A 21,082-nucleotide genomic window follows, 5' to 3' on the forward strand; every position below is an offset into this window, starting at 1 on the left:
CAGATCAAAAAACATTTATAAGTACAATTACTTACGCACAAAAATATTCTGATCGGTTAAGGACTACTCCGAAATTAGACGAACGCGTTACTTAAGCCGGCGGATGCCGAAAATATTTATGAAAACCAAGTATTTCCACTTATTTATGGACGAGATAGGGTTGTTACGGCAATGGCTTCCCAATAAGTAAGGCGTCCAGACGGACCGCCCCGTTGTACGGATTTCGCAGAAATAAGTATTTTACTTAGACAGAATAAAGTCGTACTTTGGACAGATGGACCAGTTTTCTGAAAACGAACGGGTAGCAGCCTTGCAGGAGCTCCACTTGCTGGACAGCGAGCCGGAATCCGAATTCAACGACCTGGTCAGCCTAGCCGCGGATCTTTGCCAGGCACCAATCTCCCTGCTGACGCTGCTGGATGAAAAACGGCAATGGTTCAAAGCGGCGCGCGGCACCTCGCTGCGGGAGACCGACCGCAGCAATGCCTTTTGCAACTACGCCCTGCTCCAGGAAGATATTTTCGTGGTAAACGATGCCACCCAGGATCCGCGCTTTGCAGCAAATCCCTATGTGCTCGGTGATCCCAATATCCGCTTTTACGCCGGCGCCCTCATTCACTCCCCCGGTGGCGCCAGGCTCGGAACCCTCTGTATCATCGACTCGCGCCCCCGCGAGCTGACCTGGAAGGAAGCATCCATACTTGAAAAGCTCGCCCGCCAGGCCACCGCACTCATTGAGCTCCGCAGCCTCCGGCTGGCCGTGCGGCGCCAGGACGAAGAACAACGGAGCCTCCGGGAGCAGGCCAATAGCCTGCGGCGGCACGTTGTGCGGCTGACCGAACTGGAACGGGTACAGCAGGCCAACGCGGCAGCGCTGATCGACAATGGCATGGATGCACTGCGCCAGAGCCGCTTTTCAAAAAAAGAAGTAGCCGAAATCAATACCCGCGCGGCACTGCACCGCGCCCAGATTACCGCTTTCACCGAAAGTCTCAGCCGCATCAGCCAGGCGGTGGTGACCGGTCCGGTCAATGTACCCGAAACACCGGTAGCGCCCCTATGCGCCACCATCTTCCAGGAGCTCGCACCGCTGCTCCGCGAACGCGGCAGCCGCCTCAGCCCACTGGTGCCCGCCGGGCTCAGCATCCGGCAGGACCCTGCCGACCTGGAGCTCATACTCCGGAACGCGCTTCGTGCGCTGATCTCGCTGAGCGAAAAAACTGAGATCTCCTTTCTCGTGCAGGCAAAGTCGGGCGGGGTCGAGTTCCTCATGCTCCTTACCGAGCAAAATATCACCGACACCCTGCAACGCTTTTTTACCGACCCGCTCACACCGGGCATTGAGCACCTGACCGGGAAGCCTTTTCATACCGAACTGGCGCTGACCTGCGACCTGGTTGAACTGATCGGGGGAAACCTCTCGGTACAAAAACTGGGCAACCGCGGCAGTTCCCTGGCCGTATTTCTTCCCGATCGCGCCGCGGGCTGAACAACCAGCCACTATTGAACTCAGGAACCCAAAGCCCGCCGGAAAGCGCGGCGGCCTCGTGTTCCAATGACAGGATCAGCACCGGCGTCAACGTTCGTGCATTTAGTGAGAAAGAAACCGTTTCCTTCCAAACCATCGTTTCTGTCCGTGGGCTGGCCAGCCATTTGCTTTAGCGTGCTTATGCTCACCGTTCATAGGGCCGTTGCCCGCACCGAAACACCTGCCTGGCTCCGCACCCTTGCCCGGGCCGGCCTCCTGGCCAAAGGCTGCACCTATTGCCTCTTCGGCGTCCTGGTGTTCATGTCCGCCTTTCATATCGGCGGCCGCTCGGCCCGCAGCGCCGACCGCAGCGGCATCTTCATTCTCCTCGACGACGCCCCGGGTGGCCTGTGGCTGGTGGGCGCCCTTGCTTTGGGCCTGGCCTGCTATGCCTGCTGGCGCCTCATCGAGGCGGTGCGCCCGCCGGTGGCGGCAAGCGGTGGCACCAAAGGCGCTGCCCGCAGGGCCCGTTATGCCATCAGTGGCATCGGCTACGGCTCCCTTTCCTGGCTGGCGGCCCGCTATGCGCTTACCCATCACCGATCGGGTGGCGACAAGCAGCAGGATGCCGCGCAGCAACTGTTGCAGCAACCCGCCGGGCAATGGCTGGCCGGCGCGGCCGCGCTCGTACTATTAGGCGTGGGTATTTACCAGATCTGGTATGGCTGGTCGGAACACTACCGCAAGCACGTGCCCGGCGCCACGTTGCAGAAAGCCGGCAAGGTAGGCTACACCGCCCGCGGCATCGTCTGGATCCTCCTCGGCTGGCTCTTTGGCCGCGCCGCTCTCCACGCCAACGCCTCCGAGGCGGGCGACACCTCCAGGGCTTTTCAATTCATCGCCGCCGGCACTTGGGGCCCCTGGCTGCTGGCCACGCTCGGCATCGGCCTGCTCTGCTACGGAGTCTATAATTTCATCCGCGCAAAGCATGATCGCATCGGGCAGGCCTGAACGTGAATCGGCAATCGTGAATCGTCAATCGTGAATAGTGCAGTGCTTTCCGTATGGAGTCTGCCCTTACGAAGGATGCACATCAGACATCCGACATCAGACATCTTTTTCTCTATCTTGTCCGCATGCGCACCATCCTTTTCGCCTGCGGGCTGCTGGCCACCCTGGCTGCCGGCGCCCAGAACGTGACGGTTCCGCGCGGCGTCACTGCCGCCATGAACCGCATCGACACCAACACCATCCGCGGCCATGTAGCCTACCTTGCCGACGACCGGCTCAGGGGACGCCTGCCCGGCACCGAGGGCTACCAGCTGGCGGTCGATTATGTCAGCAGCCAGTTTCGCAGCCTCCGCATCGCCCCCGGCGGCGATGCCGGCGCCTACACGCAGCGCCTCGTGATCCGCAAGTCCACACTCGTCAACGCATCTGCAGTAGCCGTGCTCCGCGACGAGCAGGGGAATACCGACTCGCTTGTTCTGGGCCGCGACTTCACCCCCGAAGCCCACCCGCTGCGCGAGCGCACGGCCGCCGAAGGCAGGCCGGTCTTTGCCGGCTATGGCATGCCATCCCGGGCGGCTATAATGATTACAATGGTATCGACGTCCGCGGCAAGATCGTGGTGCTGGTGAGCGGCGCGCCCGACGGGCTGCCTTCCACCCTGCAGGCGCATTTCAGCAATGCCGGCAACAAGTACAATACCGCCGCCGCCCTCGGCGCCGCGGGTGTGCTCCTGATCAACCCCAACGCCCACGCCACCGGTGCGCCCACAGCACCGGTACAGAGCAATGTGACCATGAACCCGGAGAAGACCGCCGCATTCGGCCGCCGCTTTACCGGCACGGTGCCCGCCGCTGCCAGCGGCACCGGGTCGCTGCTGCACCGCCTGTTCTTCCGGTCGGGCCGCTCGCTACAATCGGTACTCGCCGGTCTCAAGCAAGGCAAGCCCGCTTCTTTTGAGCTGCCCTTCAGCCTGTCGCTGGCTTACAACACCACGCACCAGGACATTGAAAGCTTCAACGTGGTGGGCCTCATTCCCGGTTCGGACGCGAAGCTCAAAAACGAATACGTGGTGCACTCCGCCCACCTCGATCACATCGGCATCAGCCGCCCCGTTGACGGCGACTCGATCTATAACGGCGCGCATGATAATGCCTCGGGCGTTGCCTCCCTGCTGGAGATCGCGCGGGTGTACAAAACCTCCGGTGCGCGCCCGAAGCGCTCGGTGCTGATCGTATTTGTCACCGGCGAAGAAATGGGACTGATCGGCTCGTCCTATTTCGCTACCAATCCCACGGTGCCCAAGGCCAGTATCGTGGCTGATGTAAATACCGACATGCCCACGGTCATCGCGCCGCTGCTTTCCGTGGTGCCGCTTGGCGCCGAGCACTCCACGCTGATGCAGCATGTGCGCTTTGCCGCCAGCCGCCTCGGTCTCGATGTGGAAGCCGACCCCGAGCCTTCCGAAAACCGCTTCGTGCGCAGCGACCAGTACAGCTTCGTTATGAGCGGCATTCCGGCGCTTCACATCAAGTACGGCAACAAGAGCAATGTGCCCGGCTTCAACCTCGTCGACTTCGTGAAGCAATGGCGTGCGAAATATTACCACAAGCCGCAGGACGGTATTGATGGCATTTTTAACTGGGCAGCAGCCAAAACCTACGTGCAGCTGAACTTCCTGATCTCCTGGTCGGTGGCCAACACTGCCGCGCGTCCGCAATGGAACCCCGGCGACCTGTTTGCGACGACGATGCAGTGACCCCGCGAGCTGGGGTAAAGAACGCAGGTTTCGTTTGATTTTTATGATGAACGCGGATGAGCACCATCCATCCATAGAAAGCCGCCCTGAGGGGCGGTTTTGTTTTACCAGCGGCCACCGCGCCGGTGCAGTTGAAGCCGGCGGTGCTGCAATTCATACCCCTGCCCGCGGCGATTGGTGCAGGAAGGGCTGGACGGGCACGAATGGATACAGCACTTTTGCGCCACCTGTTTCGGGAACAACAGGTCCGCCTACCGTATTTATACGATATCCGGGCTACGCTACCAGGAAGAACACCACACTTACCCGGAGGCTACTGAACCCCCGATCAGCCCTTAAAACCTCCATAATGAAACCAAGCATGCTGCTTCTGGCAGTGCTCGCCTTCTTGCGCGTGCACGCCACCGACCCCGCAACTTCCGCATCCAATGTTCAATTCACTGCCTCCGGAATCGACGGTGGCCAGTTCGCCCTCAGCTTTACCGCCGGCTCGGGCAACGGGCGCATCGTAGTGGTAAAGGCCGGCAGCGATATAACAGGCACACCGGTTGACGGAACCACGTACACCCCTGCGGGCGTAAACGCCTCTACCGTTACGTTTGCGACGGCAGGAACCGGCTTTACCGGCGCCGGGGAATGGGTGGTTGCCCGCAATACCTCGACGGCCGGAAGCGCCGTTTCGATGACCATCAACGGGCTCACAACCGGTACCACCTATTATGTGGCCATCTTCGAATACAGCACCGCCGGCTCACCGAACCCGGATTATTCGAACGTTACGCCCGTAAACAAATCCGTAACCACCCTGGTGGCGCCTACCACGCCGGCGGCCATCTCGGGCATGTCGCAGGTAGCCGGCAATAAAGCAAGGATCACGTTCACTAACGGTAACGGACAGGGGCGCATCATCGTGGGCCGCAAGGCTGCGTCGGTAAGCGCCACACCGGAGAACTACAAGTACTACAACTCCAATGCCTCGTTCGGGTTGGGCACTTCGTCTACCTATATTCTCGACCCGGAAACATTCGTCCTGGTAAAAGCCACCGGCACGGGCAGCCTTGCGCAGTCTTACGACATCACCAACCTGGAGCCGAACACGCAGTATACGTTCGCGATCTATGAATACAACGGCAATAACTCGCCGGTCTACATGAACACGGGCAGCAGCATCACCTTTACCACCAACGCCGGCCCGACACAAGCGAGTAATGGCGTTTCCAGCAGCACGATCGACGGCAATGCACTCGGCATCTATTGGGACAAGGGCAACGGATCGCAAACCATCGTGGTGGCCCGGAAAGGCAGTCCGGTAACCAATGTGCCGGTGAACGGACAAACCTATGGTTACAACGCGTCGCTGAGCTCTGGAACGGAGTGGGTCCCCGGCTCCCAGGAATACGTTGTGTACCGCGGCACCGGAAACGCGGTAACCGTTACCGGTCTCGACAAAGCATCGACCTATTATTTCGCGGTGTTCGTGTACGATGTTGATGCCAACGGCAACACGTATTACCTGACAACGCTCACGAATAAGCCGCTGACCACCGCCCTCCCCCCGACTGCGGCACGCACACTCTCGGTAGGCACCATCACCGGCAACAGTGCGCAACTGCAATACGGCAATATCGTATCGGGTAACGGCTACTACCGGCTGCTGGTGATCCGCGACGGCGCGCCCATAACCTTCACACCGTCCGACTTCACGCTTTATACCGACGGCGGCACCAACTACGGCGGGGGAACGCCCGTGGCAACGGGCACCTACGTGCTCTATGGCAAGACCAATGGCGGGGCGCCCACGGTGGGTAACCTGACGCCGGGGCATACCTACTACGTGGCATGCTGGGACTGGAACGGCGCAAACGCACCGGTATACCTCGTTCCCGGCGGATCGGTATCGTTTACCATTCCCAGCGAGCCAACATCGGGGCCCACCACGCCCAGCTTCCCGACAGTGGAGGGCAACTCGCTTCGCTTCGACTGGAGCCCGGGCACGGGAGCACGCCGCATCGTGGTAGCCCGCAAAGGCGCGCCGGTAACCACGATGCCCAGTGACGGCGTAACGTATACGCCCTCCACGATCATGGGCAGCGGTACCGAGATGGGCAACGGCCTCGGTGAGTATGTGGTGTTTGACAACACCGGCAACTCGGTAACGGTCAGCAGCCTCGACCCGTCGAGCACCTACTATTTCGCCGTATTCGAATACAACAGCACCGCTTCCGGCCCCGACTACCTCACCAGTGCGGGTAACTGGCTCTCCACATCGCGGGCAACGCATTCGGCGCCCAGCCAGCAGGTGTCCGCCATCGGCAACGGCACACTGACGACCACTACAGCGGTGATCACCTTTACGGCAGGCAACGGCAGCTCACGCCTTTTTGTTTTGCGGGAAGGAAGCCCCGTGAACGCGGTCCCGGCCAACCTTCAATCTTACTCGGGGTCTCTTGCATTCAAATCGGGCAGCCAGCTGGGCACCGGCAACTATGCAGTGGCCCAGGGCAATACCACAAGCTTTACGATTTCCAACCTGCAGGCCGGCACCCAATACTATATCGCTGCCTTCGAATTCAACGGCTCCAGCGGACCGGTTTATAATACAACGTCTGTCGCGCATAGCTTCACCACCCCCGGCAGCGCACCCACACCGACGCAGGCGTCCAGCAACCCTGTTTTCGAATCCGTGGATGGCAACCGCATTACCTTCCGCTGGACCTCCGGCACCGGCGCCGCCCGCATTGTGGTAGCGCGTAAATCGCTTGCCCCTGTTTTTGTGCCGGCCAATGGCACCGCATACCCCGCCAATGCGGCTCTCGGAAGCGGAACCAACCTAAGCAATGAAACGTACATTGTTTACAATGGCAGTAGTAATACGGTCAACGTCACCAGCCTCGATCCGTCTTCGGAATATTATTTCACGGTGTATGAATACAATGGCAGCGGGAGCGGCATCGTTTATCGTACGGCAAGCATCCTGCAAACCAGCGGCAGCACTGCCATGGCACCGGCAGGCAAAAGCTCGGCACCGGGAGCGACAGCAACACCCACAAGCCTTCAGCTGAGCTGGACGCCGGGAACCGGCACCGGCCGGCTGGTGCTGGCCAAAGCGGGCAGCGCACCGGGCGCCGCGCCGACCGATCTTACCAAGTATAGCGGAAACAGCAATTTCGGCGACGGACCGCAACTGGCGGCGGGCGAATACATCATTTATGCAGGCAGCGGCAATAGTGTTACCGTCACCGGCCTGAGCAATGCGACCACCTATCATTTCAAGATTATTGAATATAACGGGATCGATGCTCCTGTGTACAACACGGCCGACTTCCTGGCCGCGAGTGCCGGCACGACCGGCTCCGTATTGCCCGTCAGCTGGCTGTATGTACGCGGGCATGAGCATGCCGGAACGGTCCGTATCGAATGGGCTACGGCGCAGGAACAGAATACGCAGCACTTCGTGGTGGAGCGCAGCAGCGGCAACGGCTTCGAGGCTATCGGCACCGTGGCGGCCGCCGGCAACAGCAGCAGTACCCGTGAATACACGTTTACCGACCTGCAGCCGGCAGGCGGCCTGCTTCACTATCGCCTGCGCCAGGTAGACAGCGACGGCCGCTTCCGCTACTCGGCCACCGTGCAGGTGCGCGGAAAGAACGGCGCCCAGGCGCTGCTGCTGCAAAACCCGGTACAGGGCAATATCGCACTTCGTTGCGGCGCAGCCGGCTTCTATACCATCGTTGATGCCACCGGGCGCAGCCTTGCCCGCGGAACCCTGCAGGCCGGCATGCAGCTGATCCCTGCAAGCGGGATGGCGCCGGGCCGTTACTTCCTGCGCCTGCAGCAGCGGGGCGAAGAACCGCAGACACTTTCCTTCATCCTTCAGTAAGACGTGCCATCATCAAATAAAAAGAGAGCCTTCCGGCTCTCTTTTTATTTGCGTTTCTTCCCTCCGAAAAGTTTCCGCATCTCGAAGAAATTGAACAGCGTTACCTGCGGCACCTGCCCGGCGCGGGCAGCGGCCTCGTGCTGGGCGCGGCCACGCAGCACCGCCGACTCACCGCCGCTGCCCGACACTGAATTCATCGTGCTGCGGAAGCTTGCACTGTCCCAGAAGCGCATCGGCTTTTCAATGGGGATATTCTTATTGGCAAAATCGCGCTCAAATGCAGCCGCCGAAATCCGGTTGTGTACCGTGACAGTGGGAAGCAATTCCTCCCGGGTGCGCAACAGGAGCACGCCGGCCGCGGCATCGGGACCGACGGAAGCAAGCACGAGCAATTTTGTTTCATAACCCACATGCGACACACTCAGGGTATCCATCGCCGCTGCCGGGATATCGAAGCGGCCCTGCACATCGCATTGCACCTGCAGCCGGCGGCTGCGGTTGACGACGGTTGCGCCGGCCATCGGCTGCAGGGTGGCGGCGGCTACCACGATGCCTTTGTAATGGATTATTGCATCGCCCGGGCTTTGGGCGGCAGCAGTCGCGGCAAGAAAGGTGAAGACACCCATCGCCAGCACGGTTTTGATTTGCGGCATGGTTTGGTTTAATCGGGCCGAAACTAGCAAAGGCGCCAGGGCCGGTCGCTCCGCCCGTCCATCGTTGCGAAAATTTTAACAGGCACCGGTACGCTAACTTTGCCGCGTGACGCTCTTCATCCGCAATATGGTCTGCAACCGCTGCATCCGCGCGGTACACGCGATACTCGACGCGGTCGGCATCGCGCATAATTCCGTGCTGCTCGGCGAAGTGCAGCTCACTGCCCCGCTTAACGACTGGCAAAAGGAGCAGCTCCGCATCCACCTCGAAGAACAGGGCTTCGAACTTATCGACGACCGGCGTACCCGGCTTATCGATCAGATCAAACGCCTGCTGCTGCAACGCCTGGAAAAGGAACCCGACGAGGTGTGCGATAACCTGTCCGATTACCTTTCAGCCGAACTCCATCTCGACTACCCTTATATCAGCAGCCTGTTTTCGCAGGTGGAAGGAGTGACCATCGAGAAGTACTTCATCGCGCAGAAGATCGAAAAAGCAAAAGAGCTCATCGTTTACAACGAGCTGACGCTTTCGGAGATCGCCTGGCGGCTCGGAGATAGCAGCGTACAGCACCTCTCCAACCAGTTTCGTAAGATAACCGGCCTTACGCCGACGCACTTCCGCGCGGTGGGTGCCGCCCGGCGCAAGCCGCTCGACCGGCTGCATTGAAAAATCATGTAAAAGGATTTAAAGATCGTGTAACGACCGACAGGGGCGGCTGCAGGAGTTTTGTGCTCTAAACATGCAGTGATGAAATCTATTAACGTCAACACCAACCTCCACTGCGGCAAATGCGTGGCGAAGCTGGGTAACGTGCTCGATGGCCAGCCCCGCATCCACCACTGGAGCGCCGACATGACGGTGCCGGGCAAGACCGTAACCGTATACGGCACGCTTTCCGAAAAAGAGGTCGCCGGCCTCATTGAAACGGCCGGCTTCAAGGCCATCGCCGTGGGCGGAAAATTCTGGAACGAAACATCCACCTGGAAGCGCGCGGGGGCCAACACGCTCAACTGCCTGATCGGCTGTACGGTCGGCGACTTCGTCATGATCCTGTACCTGCAGGTGTATCACCCCGGCACCCCGATGTGGCTGCAGGCATTGCTGGCAACGGTTGCAGGTCTCCTGGCGTCGGTTGCACTGGAAACCGTATTGCTGCGCCGGCGGGAGGGCTTTGCCTGGAACCGGGCGCTCCGCATCGCTCTTTCGATGTCTTTTCTCTCCATGGTAGCTATGGAACTCGCCATGAATGCCACCGACTTTATGATAACCGGCGGCAAGGCCCAACTTACTTCTGCCGCTTACTGGCTGGCCTTTATCCCGGCGGCCGTGGCAGGTTTTTTGGTGCCCCTCCCCTACAATTATTACCAACTGAAAAAACACAACCGCGCATGTCACTGATCCGATCTATTCGCAAATACCTTGCGCTCGTATTGCTCTTGGCCGCGGTCAACGCATCTGCTCAGCACGACCATAACCACGACCACGCGCTACCGAAAAAGGAAACACCGCGCCGCGATACGGTGCCTGGGGCAGCAATTGACAGCAGCGGGATAAAACCGACGCTGCAGCCGAACGCGCCGCCGCCGCCAGGCCACGATGGCCACGATCACGATCACGGCACAACAGCACCAGCGTCGGGCACACACATGCACGACGACCATGAGGCTCACGCCGGGCACAACATGCCGATGACCCACGCTTTCTCCCGAAACCTCCCGATGAACCGCAACGGCTCAGGTACATCCTGGCTGCCCGACAATGCACCTATGTTCGGGTATATGTTTCATGGCGGCAAATGGATGTACATGTTCCATGGCAACCTCTTCCTGCGCTACAACGAGCAGGACCTTACCGGGCAGGGGCAGCGCGGGGCGGCAAAATGGGATGCGCCCAATATGTGGATGTTCATGGGGCAGCGCAACGTGGGCAGCAACGGCCTCTTTCATTTCAGCACCATGCTGTCGCTCGATCCGCTTACAGTGGGCGAAAGCGGTTACCCCCTGCTCTTCCAAACCGGCGAAAGCTACCGCGGCGAGCCGCTCGTTGACCGGCAGCACCCGCACGATCTTTTTTCGGAGCTATCGGTGAGCTACGCGCATCGCTTCTCCGCAAAATCGGATGCTTTTGTCTACCTGGGCTACCCGGGCGAGCCGGCGCTTGGTCCCGTTGCCTATGTGCACCGCCCGTCGGCATTTTACAATCCCGATGCCCCCCTATCCCATCACTGGACTGACGCCACCCACATTACTTTCGGCGTAGCCACGCTCGGGTACCGCTACGGTAACTGGAAGCTGGAGGGCTCTTCCTTTACGGGGCGTGAGCCCGATGAGCACCGCTACGACTTCGACCGGCCGCGTTTCGATTCGTGGAGCGGGCGTCTCTCCTTCAATCCATCCCGCAGCTGGGCCCTGCAGGCCAGCCACGGTTTCCTGCGCGCACCGGAAGTGGCGCATCCCGATGAAGATGTGCACCGGAGCACCGCCTCCGCCACCTTCAGCAGGCGTGGCTTTGGCGAGCGTTTCATCAATGTCACCGCGCTGTGGGGCATGAACAAAAGCGCTGGTCACCGGGGCGAGCATGCCGCCCTGCTGGAAGCATCGCGTACCGTTCCGCGCTGGGCGCTCTACAGCCGCTACGAATGGGTGCAGAAGTCGACGGAAGAATTGAACCTCGACGAGCACCAATATGGTCACGACGCGCTCTTCGCGGTGCACGCGCTTACCCTGGGTGCGAGCCGCGACCTGCTCACCCTCCGGCAAACGAAACTCGCGCTGGGCACGCAGTTCTCGGCTTATCTTCCCGACCGCCAGCTTCAGCCCTTGTACGGCCAGTTGCCGCTGGCCGGGCAGGTATACCTGCGCCTCTACCCGCGCGCCATGGGCACGCAAACGAGCATAACCTATGTTCCGTATTGATCAGGGTGCGGAGGTATATACCTTCCAGCTCCAGGAACCTAGTTGCAGGTGCTGTGCTTCGCCCAGCGATACCGGCATGCCGCTGAAGGCATCGGTATAGTTGCCGGCATCGAAGCGTGTTTCCAGCGTCACGTCCGCCTCTTTATCCGAAAGGTTCACTACAACAATCACTTTGTCTTTGCCCTTTTCCCGGACAAACGAAAGTACCTGCCCCATGCGGTTGTTCTTAATGCGGACCATCGGGCCACCCCAGTGACCGTTCCAGAGTGCGGGGTGGGCGTGCTTGAGTGCGAAGAGGCGGCTGATGAGCGCCGCGGCGCTGTCGGGCTTCCAGGGAATGAGGTCTTTCTCGAAGAACTGCAGCGGACGGTCAAGGCCCGCCTCCTGGCCGCTGTAGACCAGCGGCATCCCGTCCATTAATGCCGTAAGCACAATGGCGGCATGGAGCCCCTTGCCGAAGTTGGCGGGAGCTGCTCCTTCCCAGGCGTTTTTGTCGTGGTTATCGGTAAACTGTACGCGTATTGCGTCTTCCGGCCAGGTGCTCACGTGCTCGGCGATATAACCGCCGGCAAGGCTCTCCGCCGGCTTACCTGCTTTACACACGGCATGCAGCTGGTCCCAGAGCGCCCAGGAATAAGTGGCATCAAATGCGCGGCGGTGCAGGTCGCGGTCGGCAGCCTCGGCCAGTAGAAATACAGGGCGGATCGCATCGAGCTTTTTACGCACTCCTTCCCAGAAATCGAGCGGCACAAAAGCAGCCACATCGCAACGGTAGCCGTCGATACCCGTCTCGCGCACCCACCAGGCCATCGCATCGGTCATGTAGCGGCGCAGGCCGGGCTTGCTGTAATCGAAGTCGATGATATCGTCGTAGTCGCGCCAGGGCGTTGATTGAAAGGAGCCGTCGCGGTTGCGGGTATACCAATCCGGATGCTGCTTCGCAATGGGATTATCCCAGGCCGAATGATTCGCCACCCAGTCGATGATCACCCGCATACCCTGCTGATGAACAGCATCCACCAGGTGTTTGAAATCGGACATGCCGCCGAACTCCGGGTTGACGCCGTAATAATCCCGCACCGAGTAATACGATCCGAGGCTGCCTTTCCGGTTCTGGCGGCCGATGGGTTGCACCGGCATCAGCCAAAGGATGTCGACGCCAAGCGCTTTGAGCCGTGGCAGCTCCCTTTCAAAAGCGCGAAACGTCCCTTCCGGCGTATACTGCCGCAGGTTCACCTCGTACAGCGTCGCACTGCGGATCCACCCGGGATGCTGCAGCTCCACGTAACGCGGCAGGGTATCGGACAGGGGCGCAGCGACCGGGCTACTACGGAAATCGCCGTTGCAGGATGCGATTAAAATGGACAGGCATAAGGCCAGACTGGCAATGCGGTTCATTCGCCAATATAATCAATGGGGCCGGGATGAAGCACAGTCCCGGCTTATGCGGCTACCGGCACATCAGGTCCTCGGTAAGGCAGCACTTTCCTGCCGGTTTTTGCCGGAAACCAGGTGCCATGAAAAACGAAATATCGGCGCGGATCTACCGGGGCGCGGCGCGCGGACTTACGGACAACGGGCGGTTCCGGAGCTATAATACCTTTCCCTTCGGAAGCTATAAAGATGCGGACAAGCCACCCTTCGGACCGCTTTACCTGCTCAACGACGAAACGCTGGCACCGGAGCAGCAGCTGCGCCTGCAGCCGGAGGAGCGTACCTTGCTGCTGTTGCTGCCGGTGACCGGCGCGGTCGACTACCGCGACACCGCCGGCCACGACGCACTGCTGGCCGCAGGAGAAGCCGGGCTTTTCACCCTCGACGGCGGGAGCAGCTACCGGGTCCGCAATCCTTACGACGCAGCCCTGGTGCACTACCTCCAGCTCTGGATCGCCTGGCCTGCCGGCGCTGAGGACATGAACGAAACGATCGCTTTTGATCTCACCAAACAGAAAAACCAACTTGTAGAAATACGGCATAGCGCCGGCGCGGACCACCGCCTCGCGCTTCACATCGGCCGCTTCGATAGAAGGCAGGAAGGCACGGTTGACGTTGGCGATGGCAACCGGCTGTTCGTCTTTGTAGTACAGGGCGACTTTAAGGTGGCGGACCGACTGCTCGACCCCGGCGATGGCCTCGCGCTCACGCAGCTGGAGCGCGCCGGGTTCGAGGCCATGTCCGACGACGCCATCCTGCTGCTCGCCACCATCGGCCCTGTCGGTCCTGGCCTATCTTGCACACCATGACACCCAGGCTTTACATGATCCTGCTGGGCTGCCGTCCGAAGGGCCGCCACACCGAGCAGCACGACCTCTTCTTCACCATCGCCGAAGACCTGCCGGCCACGGTGCCTGCAATAAAGGCCTTCTGGCCCGATGGCGGCACCATCCACATTGACGCCTGGCGCGAAGTGCGCCTCGTGGATGGACATTCCGTAGAAATACGGGAGCGGAATGGTGCGCAGGAACCCGCCGAAGGACTGAAACTGTTCTTCGTCAACCTGGGCGGCTACAAGCCCGGCGAGTTTGAAGAGTTTCACTACAAGATGGTGGTGGCCGCACTCGACAAAGGCGCCGCCGTGCAACGCGCCAGGCAAACCGCTTTTTACAGGCACACGGGCTTCAAGGGTGCCACCTCCCATATCGATGACAAATACGGCATCGACGTGGACGATGTGGACGCCATCGAAGACATCCTGCCGGCGGCCCTCCGCGCCCGCTACCGCATCCTCCTGCGGCCTTCCGCGGCTGGGAGCGAAGATGAAGTGCACCTCGGCTACCTCAGGCTAAGCAAGCTGGCTCCCTGATCTGACAAGGGCCTGCGGCCCTCTTTTTAGGAATGTATAATCCACAGTTCAACTAAAAAGCCCCCGTTTTCAGCGGGGGCTTTTTACTGTCTTTCGATCAGGGACGCTGATGCACCAGCCTTGTAACGTTGTCGCCGATGGACAGGAAGTAGATCCCTGTGGGCAGACCGGAAAGATCGACACGCAATGTGGCCGAGGGCATGCCGGCGCGGCGCCAGACAACGGCGCCCGTCGCGGTGCGCAGCACTACCGGGCGCATCCGCAGCTGCTGCGGCACGTCGACCGTAACCTGCGTGGGCGCGGGGTTGGGATAAGCGCGCAGGCTGCCGTTGCGGCGCAGGTCGGGCACAGCGGTCACCAGCACCGTTATCGTGTTCGACGCGGCGGATGTGCAGCCCTGTGCATTGGTGTTCACCACGTGGTAAACGCCCGGTGCTACCGGATTGAATACGTTGCCCGTGGCCCCTGCAACCGGGCTTCCATCCTTATACCACTGGTTGCCGGTGGCAAACGTGGAATACAGTACACCGTTATTCAGCAATGCGGTGGGCGCGGTGGTGGCGCCGTTGCAGGTGAGGTAACTTACAAAAACGTCACCCTGCAGGCCAACGGCGACCACGCGGCCGTTGAGAAAGGCGGCGTCGCGCACCGACATATCGGCGATGTCGCCGGAGGCGATGGTGCTCCAGTTGACACCACCGTTAAGTGTCTTGAGCAGGCTGCCGCTGCCGGTGACCGCATAGCCCGAATCGGCCGTATAGAAATGCAGCGCATAAATATTGAAGCCGCTCAGCTGCGTCCAGGTGGCGCCACCATCAGTGGTTTTTGATACGTTCGAGGTAGAAGCCACGTAGCCCTCATTGGCGCTGAGGAAATAGATCGAGTTAATATTGGCCGTAGTGCCCGAGGCCAGGTTCGTCCAGGTGGCGCCGCCGTCGGTGGTCTTCATCATTGAGCCGCCTTCGCCGCCGGCATAGCCCACGAGGTCGGTGGGAAAGAAGAACTCGAGGATATTGCCGCCGGGTGTATAGGTGTACGAGGCGCCGCTGTTGGTGGTGCGGTAGATGCCGCCGTTAAAGTAGCCGCCGCCCAGAATCCAGGAGGCAGGCCCCTGCGACCACACGGCACGAACGGCCACCGCGGGCTGCGAGCTGCCCGGGAAAAAGTTCTGCCCGTAGTCAGTGGTGCGCTCGTTGTAGCCGTTGCCGCCGCCGATGACGCCGGCCCCGTCGGCGCGGAGGTGTACGCCCAGCGTGCTGGCATTGAGGTAGCGTCCCGTCCAGGTTTTGCCACCGTCGGTAGTGCGCACCAGCGCATTGGCCATGCCGTTGGTGGTTTGCCAGCCCACGGCCACGCCCACCTGGTCGTTGGCGAAGCTCACCTTGTTGAGGTAGCTATGCTGCGTGCCGGCCTGGTTGACCGTCCAGTTCTGGCCGCCGTTCGTGGTCTTATAAATCGTCGACTCAGCCCCGATGAGCCCCTGCCCAAAAGCATTAATGTCGATGGCATATAGGTTCTTTGTACCCACCGATAGGCTTGTCCAGGAAGCGCCGTTATTGGTGGAGCGCAGCAGCGTGCCGCCGTCGCAAAGCGCCATCAGGGTATTGTTGTAGAAATACAGTCGGTTGATGGTCTGCGTGGTGGGCGCCGGCGTTACCGGCGTCCAGGTGGTTCCGCCGTCGGTGGTGCGGGAGATGTAGCCGCCGCCTACTGCCACGCCGTTCAGCGGGGTGGTGAACCAGATATCGGTGAAAGCATAGGTATAATTCGTGGTGAGCGCCGTCCAGTTCTGGCCGCCGTCGGTGGTTTTGAGGATAGTGCCCGACACGCCGCAGGCGTAGCCGTTAGTGGCATCCAGGAAGTACACGCTGTTCAGGTTATTGGTGTTGCCCGTGTTGCGTAGCGTCCAGGTGGCACCGCCATCGGTGGTCGTCTTGATGTTGACATTGTTGGCCACCGCATAGCCGAAGGAGCCGTTGAGAAAGCGCATCGCCTTAGTGGAGCCGCTGCTGGTGTTGATGCTGCTGCGGGTAGCGAAGGCGTCGTTGCTTTTGAAAAAGGTGCCGGTGTTGGTGCTTATGATGCCCACCGAATCGGAGAACATCCAAAGGCCGGTGGGTGCGGAAGAAAATACGAAGCCCTGGCGCTGCCAGCTGGCCCCGCCGTCGCGGGTGCGCAGCAGGCGGTCGTCGAGGTTGTCGATGGCATAGCCCGTGCTCGGGCTCGTCATGGCTACATGGCGGATGGCCGACTGCGTTTTCACAGGGGTCACCAGCGTCCAGCCCTGCGCGGAAACCGGTGCAACGGAAAACAGGACGGCCAGGAGGAGTACGGATTGTATAAATGTTTTCATCAATATGAATTGGGTACGCGAAGCTACGGGATTCGGGTGGAAGCTGCAGGCTCAGGGGAAGACGAAAAACCGGTGCTGCGCCCGTATCGGGCACTTTTCCTATCTTAAACAATAAACTGACTGTTATGGGACCCATCGGAGTCAATGAACTCGTCGTCATGCTGATCATCCTGGTCTTTATCATGCTGCTGCCGCTGATCGTGGCCTACCGCCTGGGCGTACGCCGGGGCCGGATGCTGGAGATGGAAAAACAGCTCCGCGAGCATCGTGCGGGGACAGGCACCTTGTAAGAACACAAGCATCGGGCAGGGACGCGCTAGCCAAAAGGCCTTAATGTAAGGAAACACAAATCCCCTTCTTTCGGAGAGGCGCTTTTAAAGCGTGGAGCAGAGCGGACAAAGGTCGAACGAGTTATTACAGGATTTGATGATATTCTCCAGTTTTGCTGATTGGTTTGTATTCAATGGATGTTCCCGTACGTAGTGGTAAGGTGGCTCAGCCTTGTCCGGTTGCCTTTGGGCTTGATTCCAAACCCTTTGTGTGTCGAAGGGCTGCTTGCCCGATTTGCATCAGCCCGCCGGGGCACCCCAAAGCTGGCGTGGCGACGCTATGGGAAAACAAGATTATTATTCTTGTTTTATGATCAAACACAAACACTAATATGTAAAAGATATTTTATTCCCCCTGACGGTCAGGAAGAATTTACCTTTAGCCGTGCATGAACTTATTTACGAACAAAGCGCTTGTTGTCATTACGTGTCCAAAACGGCTCGCCCCTTACCTGGAGCAGGAAGTGACAGATCTTGGATTCGCAATAGAAAAAAAGTTTCTGACAGGAGTTTGGATCTACGGCACTATTAACGACTGCATCAAACTGAACCTGAATCTTCGTTGCGCCAGCCAGGTACTCTATAGCCTGAAAAAGTTTGAAGCACAAAATGCGGATGACATCTATCAGAATCTTGTTACGTATCCATGGGAAAATATTCTACCCGATCCTGGATATTTCTCCATTACCAGCAATGTAAATAATCCGACGATCAACAACAGCATGTATGCAAACGTGCGGGTAAAAGATGCCATAGTGGATCGGTTGCGCGAAATAAGGGGCACGCGGCCATCAACAGGTGCAGCGCTCACAGGTGCTGTCTTCAACCTGTTTTGGAAAAATGAAAATGCAGAGATTTTTATCGATACTTCCGGCCATTCTTTAGGCCGTCATGGGTACCGAAAAATTCCTGGCCAGGCCCCTATGCTGGAAGCACTGGCCGCAGCGACTATTTATGCTACGCAATGGGATAAAAGATCGCCGTTCGTGAATCCTATGTGCGGCTCGGGAACGCTTGCCATTGAAGCAGCCATGATTGCGACAAACAGGCGACCCGGATTATTCAGAACGGATTATGCTTTTATGCATTTGCTGGGTTATGACGAATCCGTTTATTTACAGGAGGATGCTTTACTGGAAAATCAGATTATCGACGTACCCGGTCTTCGGATCATCGCTACGGATTACAGTGCCCGGGCTATCGAAAATGCAAAAAAGAACGCAATTGCCGCAGGTGTCGCCGACCTCATCGATTTTGCCGTCTGTGATTTTGCTGATACGGAAATACCTGCAGACGTACCAGGTATTGTTTATGTAAATCCTGAATATGGCGAACGATTGGGTGACGTTCAAAAGCTGGAAGCAACGTACAGCCGTATTGGTGATTTTATGAAAAAGAATTGTCGCGGGTATTTTGGTTATGTATTTACAGGCAATTTCGACCTTGCAAAAAAGATTGGATTGAAACCCAAGCGCCGAATAGAATTTTATAACAGCACAATTGATTGCCGGCTGCTGGAGTATGAATTGTATAGTGGAAGCCGTGTGGCACCAAAAGAAGAACAGTAGTAATAAATTGATGATACCTTATCAACATGGAAATTTCCGCTCTGCAAAAAATTGTAAAGGACAGATATTTTAAGTCAGATAACGAAAGGGGAATCTACCATACGGCTTTATGGTTTCATGAAGAGGTAGGGGAACTTTCGGCTGCAATAGCCAGCGGGGATACTCAAAATGCAAAGGAAGAACTTGGAGATGTGTTGATGTGGTTATTAACCCTGGCCAATATTCTGGATATCGATATGCAAGACGTCGTCAACGATCATTTAAGTAATCCCCGAAAACTCCCGTCGAAATAGCGAATTCGATAGATATTCGTTTTTCGCTGCTTACGCAAAAGTCAGATCAGCGCTAAGGCTACAATGGTCCCTGGTAAGGGGAGGAAGAAAGCCATTTCTATCAGAAAAAGTTGATCGTCGAGTCAATTTCCCGAATAAGACTGCGAATCGACAAAAATGGATGTGGCACCTCCCGGATTAACGAAGCCTTTTGCCTGGTACTCGTTGCGACGCGGTATCCCGCCAGAAAAAGCCCCGCATTGCTGCGGGGCTTTTTTAAAACCGGATTGTTTGTGGAGCACAAAGGAGTCGAACCAATAACCTTTCCGCCTTCAGCCGGACGCTCCGGCCGGCGGGCGTTAACGCAGGGATATTATAAAGCCCGTTTTTTCCCCGAGGCAATTTTAAAGCGTGGAGGACAACGGAGTCGAACCGATGACCTTCCCGCCTCCGGGCGGGACGCTCGAGCCAGCAGGCATTAAGGTAAGGGTATAAAAAAGCCCCTCCTTTCGGAGAGGCAATTTTAAAGCGTGGAGGACAACGGAGTCGAACCGATGACCTCTTGCATGCCATGCAAGCGCTCTAGCCAGCTGAGCTAGTCCCCCATCGTGTTTTAAGAACTGTCCGTCAAGGCTTTGCGCCCGAACGGGTTGCAAATATAGGGAGCCGTTTTTTTATACGGCACAAATTTTTTGCGCACCGGGAAAAAATTTCATGCAAAAAGGAGCCAGCAGCAAGAAAGTACGCCCGCGGCAAACCCAGCCCATGCCCGGCATCGAGGAAAAAATGAAACCCCATCCCAAAGACCTGAAGGCCCAGCCGACAGAAAAGCTGGCCGGAAAGGTGGCCCTCATCACCGGCGGCGACTCCGGCATCGGGCGCGCCGTAGCCCTGCTTTTTGCGCTCAACGGCGCTGACATCGCCATCGCCTACCTGCCCGGGGAACAGCGCGATGCCGAGGTGGTGCGCAACGCGGTGGAAAACGAGTTCGGGCGCCGCTGCCTCCTGCTGCCCGGCGATATCCGCAAGGAACGCTTCTGCGAAAAGATCGTGGCCGACACGGTGAAAAAGCTGGGTAAGCTCGACATCCTGGTCAACAACGCCGCCACGCAAACCGAGCAGAAATCCCTCACCGACATCACCACGGCACAATTGAAGGAAACCTTCGAAACCAATATCTTCTCTATGTTCTGGGTCACGAAGGCGGCGCTCGGCGTCATGAAAAAAGGCGCGTCGATCATCAACACCACCTCGGTGACGGCTTACCGCGGCTCGGGCTCGCTGATCGATTATTCGAGCACCAAGGGCGCCATTCTTTCCTTCACCCGCGCACTGTCGCAAAACCTGGCGCAGAAAGGCATCCGCGTCAACGCGGTGGCACCGGGCCCTATCTGGACGCCGCTCATCGCCGGCTCTTTTAAGGGAAAGAAGGTAGCATCCTTCGGCTCCGACGTGCCCATGGGCCGCGCCGGCCAGCCCGCCGACGTAGCACCGGCCTACCTGTTTCTGGCCTCCGAAGACGGCGCCTACTTCACCGGGCAGGTGCTCCATCCCAACGGGGGCGAGATCGTGAACGGGTAAGGATACTCACCGGTTACACATATGCTGCCTGCGGGCAGCATTTTTTTTGCAATTAATTTCGGCCCGTCATTAACTTTAATTCGACAACCGCTGCATCTCGCTATTATTGATTCTCCTTTTTCTCGCTTCCGTTATCAATCGCTTTTTCAGAAACCGTTCTTAGTATTCTTTTCAGTGCTCACCTGTAAAAACTACTAGTATGCGACTCTCGGAATTCATCGGACTCAGCTTCACGGAAAAAAGACCCGCCCTGCTTCACCTCGGAGTATTGGTATCAAAAAGAAGGACACCGGATTACCTCATTATGCTGTTCCAGCTCGATGGCTATTACGTGGAAGCATATTGCCATGTAGCACGGAAAAACATCGAAGGCTATTCGGCGATCACCAACATCGATCAACTGGATGCTTACCTGGACGACATCTCTATTGAAAAGCTATTGCGTTAATCAGGGCAACACCCGGGCCGCGGGCAGCTGAATCTTTGTAA

The 21,082-nt window shown here is 58.4% G+C and carries 18 protein-coding genes and 1 tRNA gene; 15 read left to right on the forward strand and 4 right to left on the reverse strand.

The window, feature by feature from the left end:
• Positions 1–274 precede the first annotated feature (274 nt).
• The 5 genes from EPD60_RS06295 to EPD60_RS06310 all read left to right on the forward strand — a co-directional run bounded on the left by EPD60_RS06295 (position 275) and on the right by EPD60_RS06310 (position 8,115).
• Positions 275–1,489 carry a GAF domain-containing protein gene (locus EPD60_RS06295; RefSeq protein ID WP_131447957.1) on the forward strand — a complete coding sequence of 405 codons (1,215 nt, stop codon included), beginning with the start codon at positions 275–277 and terminating at the stop codon, positions 1,487–1,489.
• 180 nt (positions 1,490–1,669) lie between these two features.
• A complete protein-coding gene (locus tag EPD60_RS06300; RefSeq protein WP_165871435.1) occupies positions 1,670–2,479 on the forward strand; it encodes a DUF1206 domain-containing protein in 810 nt (269 codons plus the stop codon).
• Positions 2,480–2,604: 125 nt separating this feature from the next.
• Positions 2,605–3,108, forward strand: a complete 504-nt coding sequence (locus EPD60_RS17140) for a zinc-binding metallopeptidase family protein (RefSeq protein ID WP_207896548.1) — start codon at positions 2,605–2,607, stop codon at positions 3,106–3,108.
• Entirely contained in the window at positions 3,096–4,235 is a 1,140-nt protein-coding gene (locus EPD60_RS06305; protein WP_207896549.1) for a M20/M25/M40 family metallo-hydrolase, read from the forward strand. Before EPD60_RS17140 ends, EPD60_RS06305 begins: the two co-directional genes overlap by 13 nt.
• Positions 4,236–4,584: 349 nt before the next feature.
• Positions 4,585–8,115, forward strand: a complete 3,531-nt coding sequence (locus EPD60_RS06310) for a beta strand repeat-containing protein (RefSeq protein WP_131447961.1) — start codon at positions 4,585–4,587, stop codon at positions 8,113–8,115.
• Between the two features lie 44 nt (positions 8,116–8,159).
• Here the strand turns inward: EPD60_RS06310 and EPD60_RS06315 are convergent, their stop codons facing one another.
• Positions 8,160–8,768 carry a peptidase associated/transthyretin-like domain-containing protein gene (locus EPD60_RS06315; protein WP_131447963.1) on the reverse strand — a complete coding sequence of 203 codons (609 nt, stop codon included), beginning with the start codon at positions 8,766–8,768 and terminating at the stop codon, positions 8,160–8,162.
• 106 nt (positions 8,769–8,874) lie between these two features.
• Here EPD60_RS06315 and EPD60_RS06320 point away from each other — a divergent pair, with 106 nt between their 5' ends.
• The 3 genes from EPD60_RS06320 to EPD60_RS06330 all read left to right on the forward strand — a co-directional run bounded on the left by EPD60_RS06320 (position 8,875) and on the right by EPD60_RS06330 (position 11,687).
• On the forward strand, positions 8,875–9,438 hold the full coding sequence (locus EPD60_RS06320; protein WP_243647776.1) for a helix-turn-helix domain-containing protein: 564 nt from the start codon (positions 8,875–8,877) through the stop codon (positions 9,436–9,438).
• A gap of 81 nt (positions 9,439–9,519) precedes the next feature.
• Positions 9,520–10,170: a DUF4396 domain-containing protein gene (locus EPD60_RS06325; RefSeq protein ID WP_131447965.1), complete on the forward strand. Its 651-nt coding sequence runs from the start codon at positions 9,520–9,522 to the stop codon at positions 10,168–10,170.
• Positions 10,161–11,687 (forward strand): hypothetical protein, encoded by a 1,527-nt coding sequence (locus EPD60_RS06330; protein WP_207896550.1) that lies wholly within the window; start codon positions 10,161–10,163, stop codon positions 11,685–11,687. The genes EPD60_RS06325 and EPD60_RS06330 overlap by 10 nt, the downstream gene beginning before the upstream one ends.
• Here EPD60_RS06330 and EPD60_RS06335 read toward each other — a convergent pair whose 3' ends face one another.
• Positions 11,688–13,085, reverse strand: coding sequence for an alpha-amylase family glycosyl hydrolase (locus tag EPD60_RS06335; protein ID WP_131447967.1), 1,398 nt, complete (start codon positions 13,083–13,085; stop codon positions 11,688–11,690).
• 119 nt (positions 13,086–13,204) lie between these two features.
• Here EPD60_RS06335 and EPD60_RS06340 point away from each other — a divergent pair, with 119 nt between their 5' ends.
• Both EPD60_RS06340 and EPD60_RS06345 read left to right on the forward strand, forming a co-directional pair.
• On the forward strand, positions 13,205–13,930 hold the full coding sequence (locus EPD60_RS06340) for a pirin family protein (protein WP_165871436.1): 726 nt from the start codon (positions 13,205–13,207) through the stop codon (positions 13,928–13,930).
• Positions 13,927–14,490, forward strand: coding sequence for a DUF1543 domain-containing protein (locus tag EPD60_RS06345; protein WP_131447971.1), 564 nt, complete (start codon positions 13,927–13,929; stop codon positions 14,488–14,490). The genes EPD60_RS06340 and EPD60_RS06345 overlap by 4 nt, the downstream gene beginning before the upstream one ends.
• 97 nt (positions 14,491–14,587) lie before the next feature.
• Here EPD60_RS06345 and EPD60_RS06350 read toward each other — a convergent pair whose 3' ends face one another.
• Positions 14,588–16,843: a YCF48-related protein gene (locus tag EPD60_RS06350; RefSeq protein WP_131447973.1), complete on the reverse strand. Its 2,256-nt coding sequence runs from the start codon at positions 16,841–16,843 to the stop codon at positions 14,588–14,590.
• A 125-nt stretch (positions 16,844–16,968) separates the two neighbouring features.
• Here EPD60_RS06350 and EPD60_RS16875 point away from each other — a divergent pair, with 125 nt between their 5' ends.
• The 3 genes from EPD60_RS16875 to EPD60_RS06360 all read left to right on the forward strand — a co-directional run bounded on the left by EPD60_RS16875 (position 16,969) and on the right by EPD60_RS06360 (position 19,033).
• Entirely contained in the window at positions 16,969–17,133 is a 165-nt protein-coding gene (locus tag EPD60_RS16875; protein ID WP_165871437.1) for a hypothetical protein, read from the forward strand.
• 428 nt (positions 17,134–17,561) lie between these two features.
• Positions 17,562–18,740, forward strand: a complete 1,179-nt coding sequence (locus tag EPD60_RS06355; RefSeq protein WP_131447975.1) for a THUMP domain-containing class I SAM-dependent RNA methyltransferase — start codon at positions 17,562–17,564, stop codon at positions 18,738–18,740.
• A 26-nt stretch (positions 18,741–18,766) separates the two neighbouring features.
• Complete coding sequence (locus tag EPD60_RS06360) at positions 18,767–19,033, forward strand: MazG nucleotide pyrophosphohydrolase domain-containing protein (protein ID WP_131447977.1); 267 nt, start codon at positions 18,767–18,769, stop codon at positions 19,031–19,033.
• A gap of 510 nt (positions 19,034–19,543) precedes the next feature.
• On the opposite strand, the gene EPD60_RS06365 is transcribed toward EPD60_RS06360, so the two are convergent.
• Positions 19,544–19,617 (reverse strand) — tRNA-Ala (locus EPD60_RS06365).
• Between the two features lie 109 nt (positions 19,618–19,726).
• On the opposite strand from EPD60_RS06365, the gene EPD60_RS06370 reads away from it, so the two are divergent.
• Together EPD60_RS06370 and EPD60_RS06375 are read left to right on the forward strand one after the other, a co-directional pair.
• On the forward strand, positions 19,727–20,593 hold the full coding sequence (locus EPD60_RS06370) for an SDR family oxidoreductase (protein WP_131447979.1): 867 nt from the start codon (positions 19,727–19,729) through the stop codon (positions 20,591–20,593).
• Positions 20,594–20,792: 199 nt separating this feature from the next.
• Positions 20,793–21,041, forward strand: a complete 249-nt coding sequence (locus EPD60_RS06375) for a hypothetical protein (protein ID WP_131447981.1) — start codon at positions 20,793–20,795, stop codon at positions 21,039–21,041.
• The last annotated feature ends 41 nt before the right edge of the window (positions 21,042–21,082 follow it).

It is taken from the genome of Flaviaestuariibacter flavus (genome assembly GCF_004337505.1).
Classification (GTDB): domain Bacteria; phylum Bacteroidota; class Bacteroidia; order Chitinophagales; family Chitinophagaceae; genus Flavisolibacter; species Flavisolibacter flavus.

Bases quoted from the DNA above. Each gene is read 5' to 3' on its own strand.
- EPD60_RS06295 (WP_131447957.1), top strand. From the start codon at position 275: ATGGACCAGTTTTCTGAAAACGAACGGGTAGCAGCCTTGCAGGAGCTC.
- EPD60_RS06300 (WP_165871435.1), top strand. From the start codon at position 1,670: ATGCTCACCGTTCATAGGGCCGTTGCCCGCACCGAAACACCTGCCTGG.
- EPD60_RS17140 (WP_207896548.1), top strand. From the start codon at position 2,605: ATGCGCACCATCCTTTTCGCCTGCGGGCTGCTGGCCACCCTGGCTGCC.
- EPD60_RS06310 (WP_131447961.1), top strand. From the start codon at position 4,585: ATGAAACCAAGCATGCTGCTTCTGGCAGTGCTCGCCTTCTTGCGCGTG.
- EPD60_RS06315 (WP_131447963.1), bottom strand. From the start codon at position 8,768: ATGCCGCAAATCAAAACCGTGCTGGCGATGGGTGTCTTCACCTTTCTT.
- EPD60_RS06325 (WP_131447965.1), top strand. From the start codon at position 9,520: ATGAAATCTATTAACGTCAACACCAACCTCCACTGCGGCAAATGCGTG.
- EPD60_RS06330 (WP_207896550.1), top strand. From the start codon at position 10,161: ATGTCACTGATCCGATCTATTCGCAAATACCTTGCGCTCGTATTGCTC.
- EPD60_RS06335 (WP_131447967.1), bottom strand. From the start codon at position 13,085: ATGAACCGCATTGCCAGTCTGGCCTTATGCCTGTCCATTTTAATCGCA.
- EPD60_RS06340 (WP_165871436.1), top strand. From the start codon at position 13,205: ATGAAAAACGAAATATCGGCGCGGATCTACCGGGGCGCGGCGCGCGGA.
- EPD60_RS06345 (WP_131447971.1), top strand. From the start codon at position 13,927: ATGACACCCAGGCTTTACATGATCCTGCTGGGCTGCCGTCCGAAGGGC.
- EPD60_RS06350 (WP_131447973.1), bottom strand. From the start codon at position 16,843: ATGAAAACATTTATACAATCCGTACTCCTCCTGGCCGTCCTGTTTTCC.
- EPD60_RS16875 (WP_165871437.1), top strand. From the start codon at position 16,969: ATGGGACCCATCGGAGTCAATGAACTCGTCGTCATGCTGATCATCCTG.
- EPD60_RS06355 (WP_131447975.1), top strand. From the start codon at position 17,562: ATGAACTTATTTACGAACAAAGCGCTTGTTGTCATTACGTGTCCAAAA.
- EPD60_RS06360 (WP_131447977.1), top strand. From the start codon at position 18,767: ATGGAAATTTCCGCTCTGCAAAAAATTGTAAAGGACAGATATTTTAAG.
- EPD60_RS06370 (WP_131447979.1), top strand. From the start codon at position 19,727: ATGCAAAAAGGAGCCAGCAGCAAGAAAGTACGCCCGCGGCAAACCCAG.
- EPD60_RS06375 (WP_131447981.1), top strand. From the start codon at position 20,793: ATGCGACTCTCGGAATTCATCGGACTCAGCTTCACGGAAAAAAGACCC.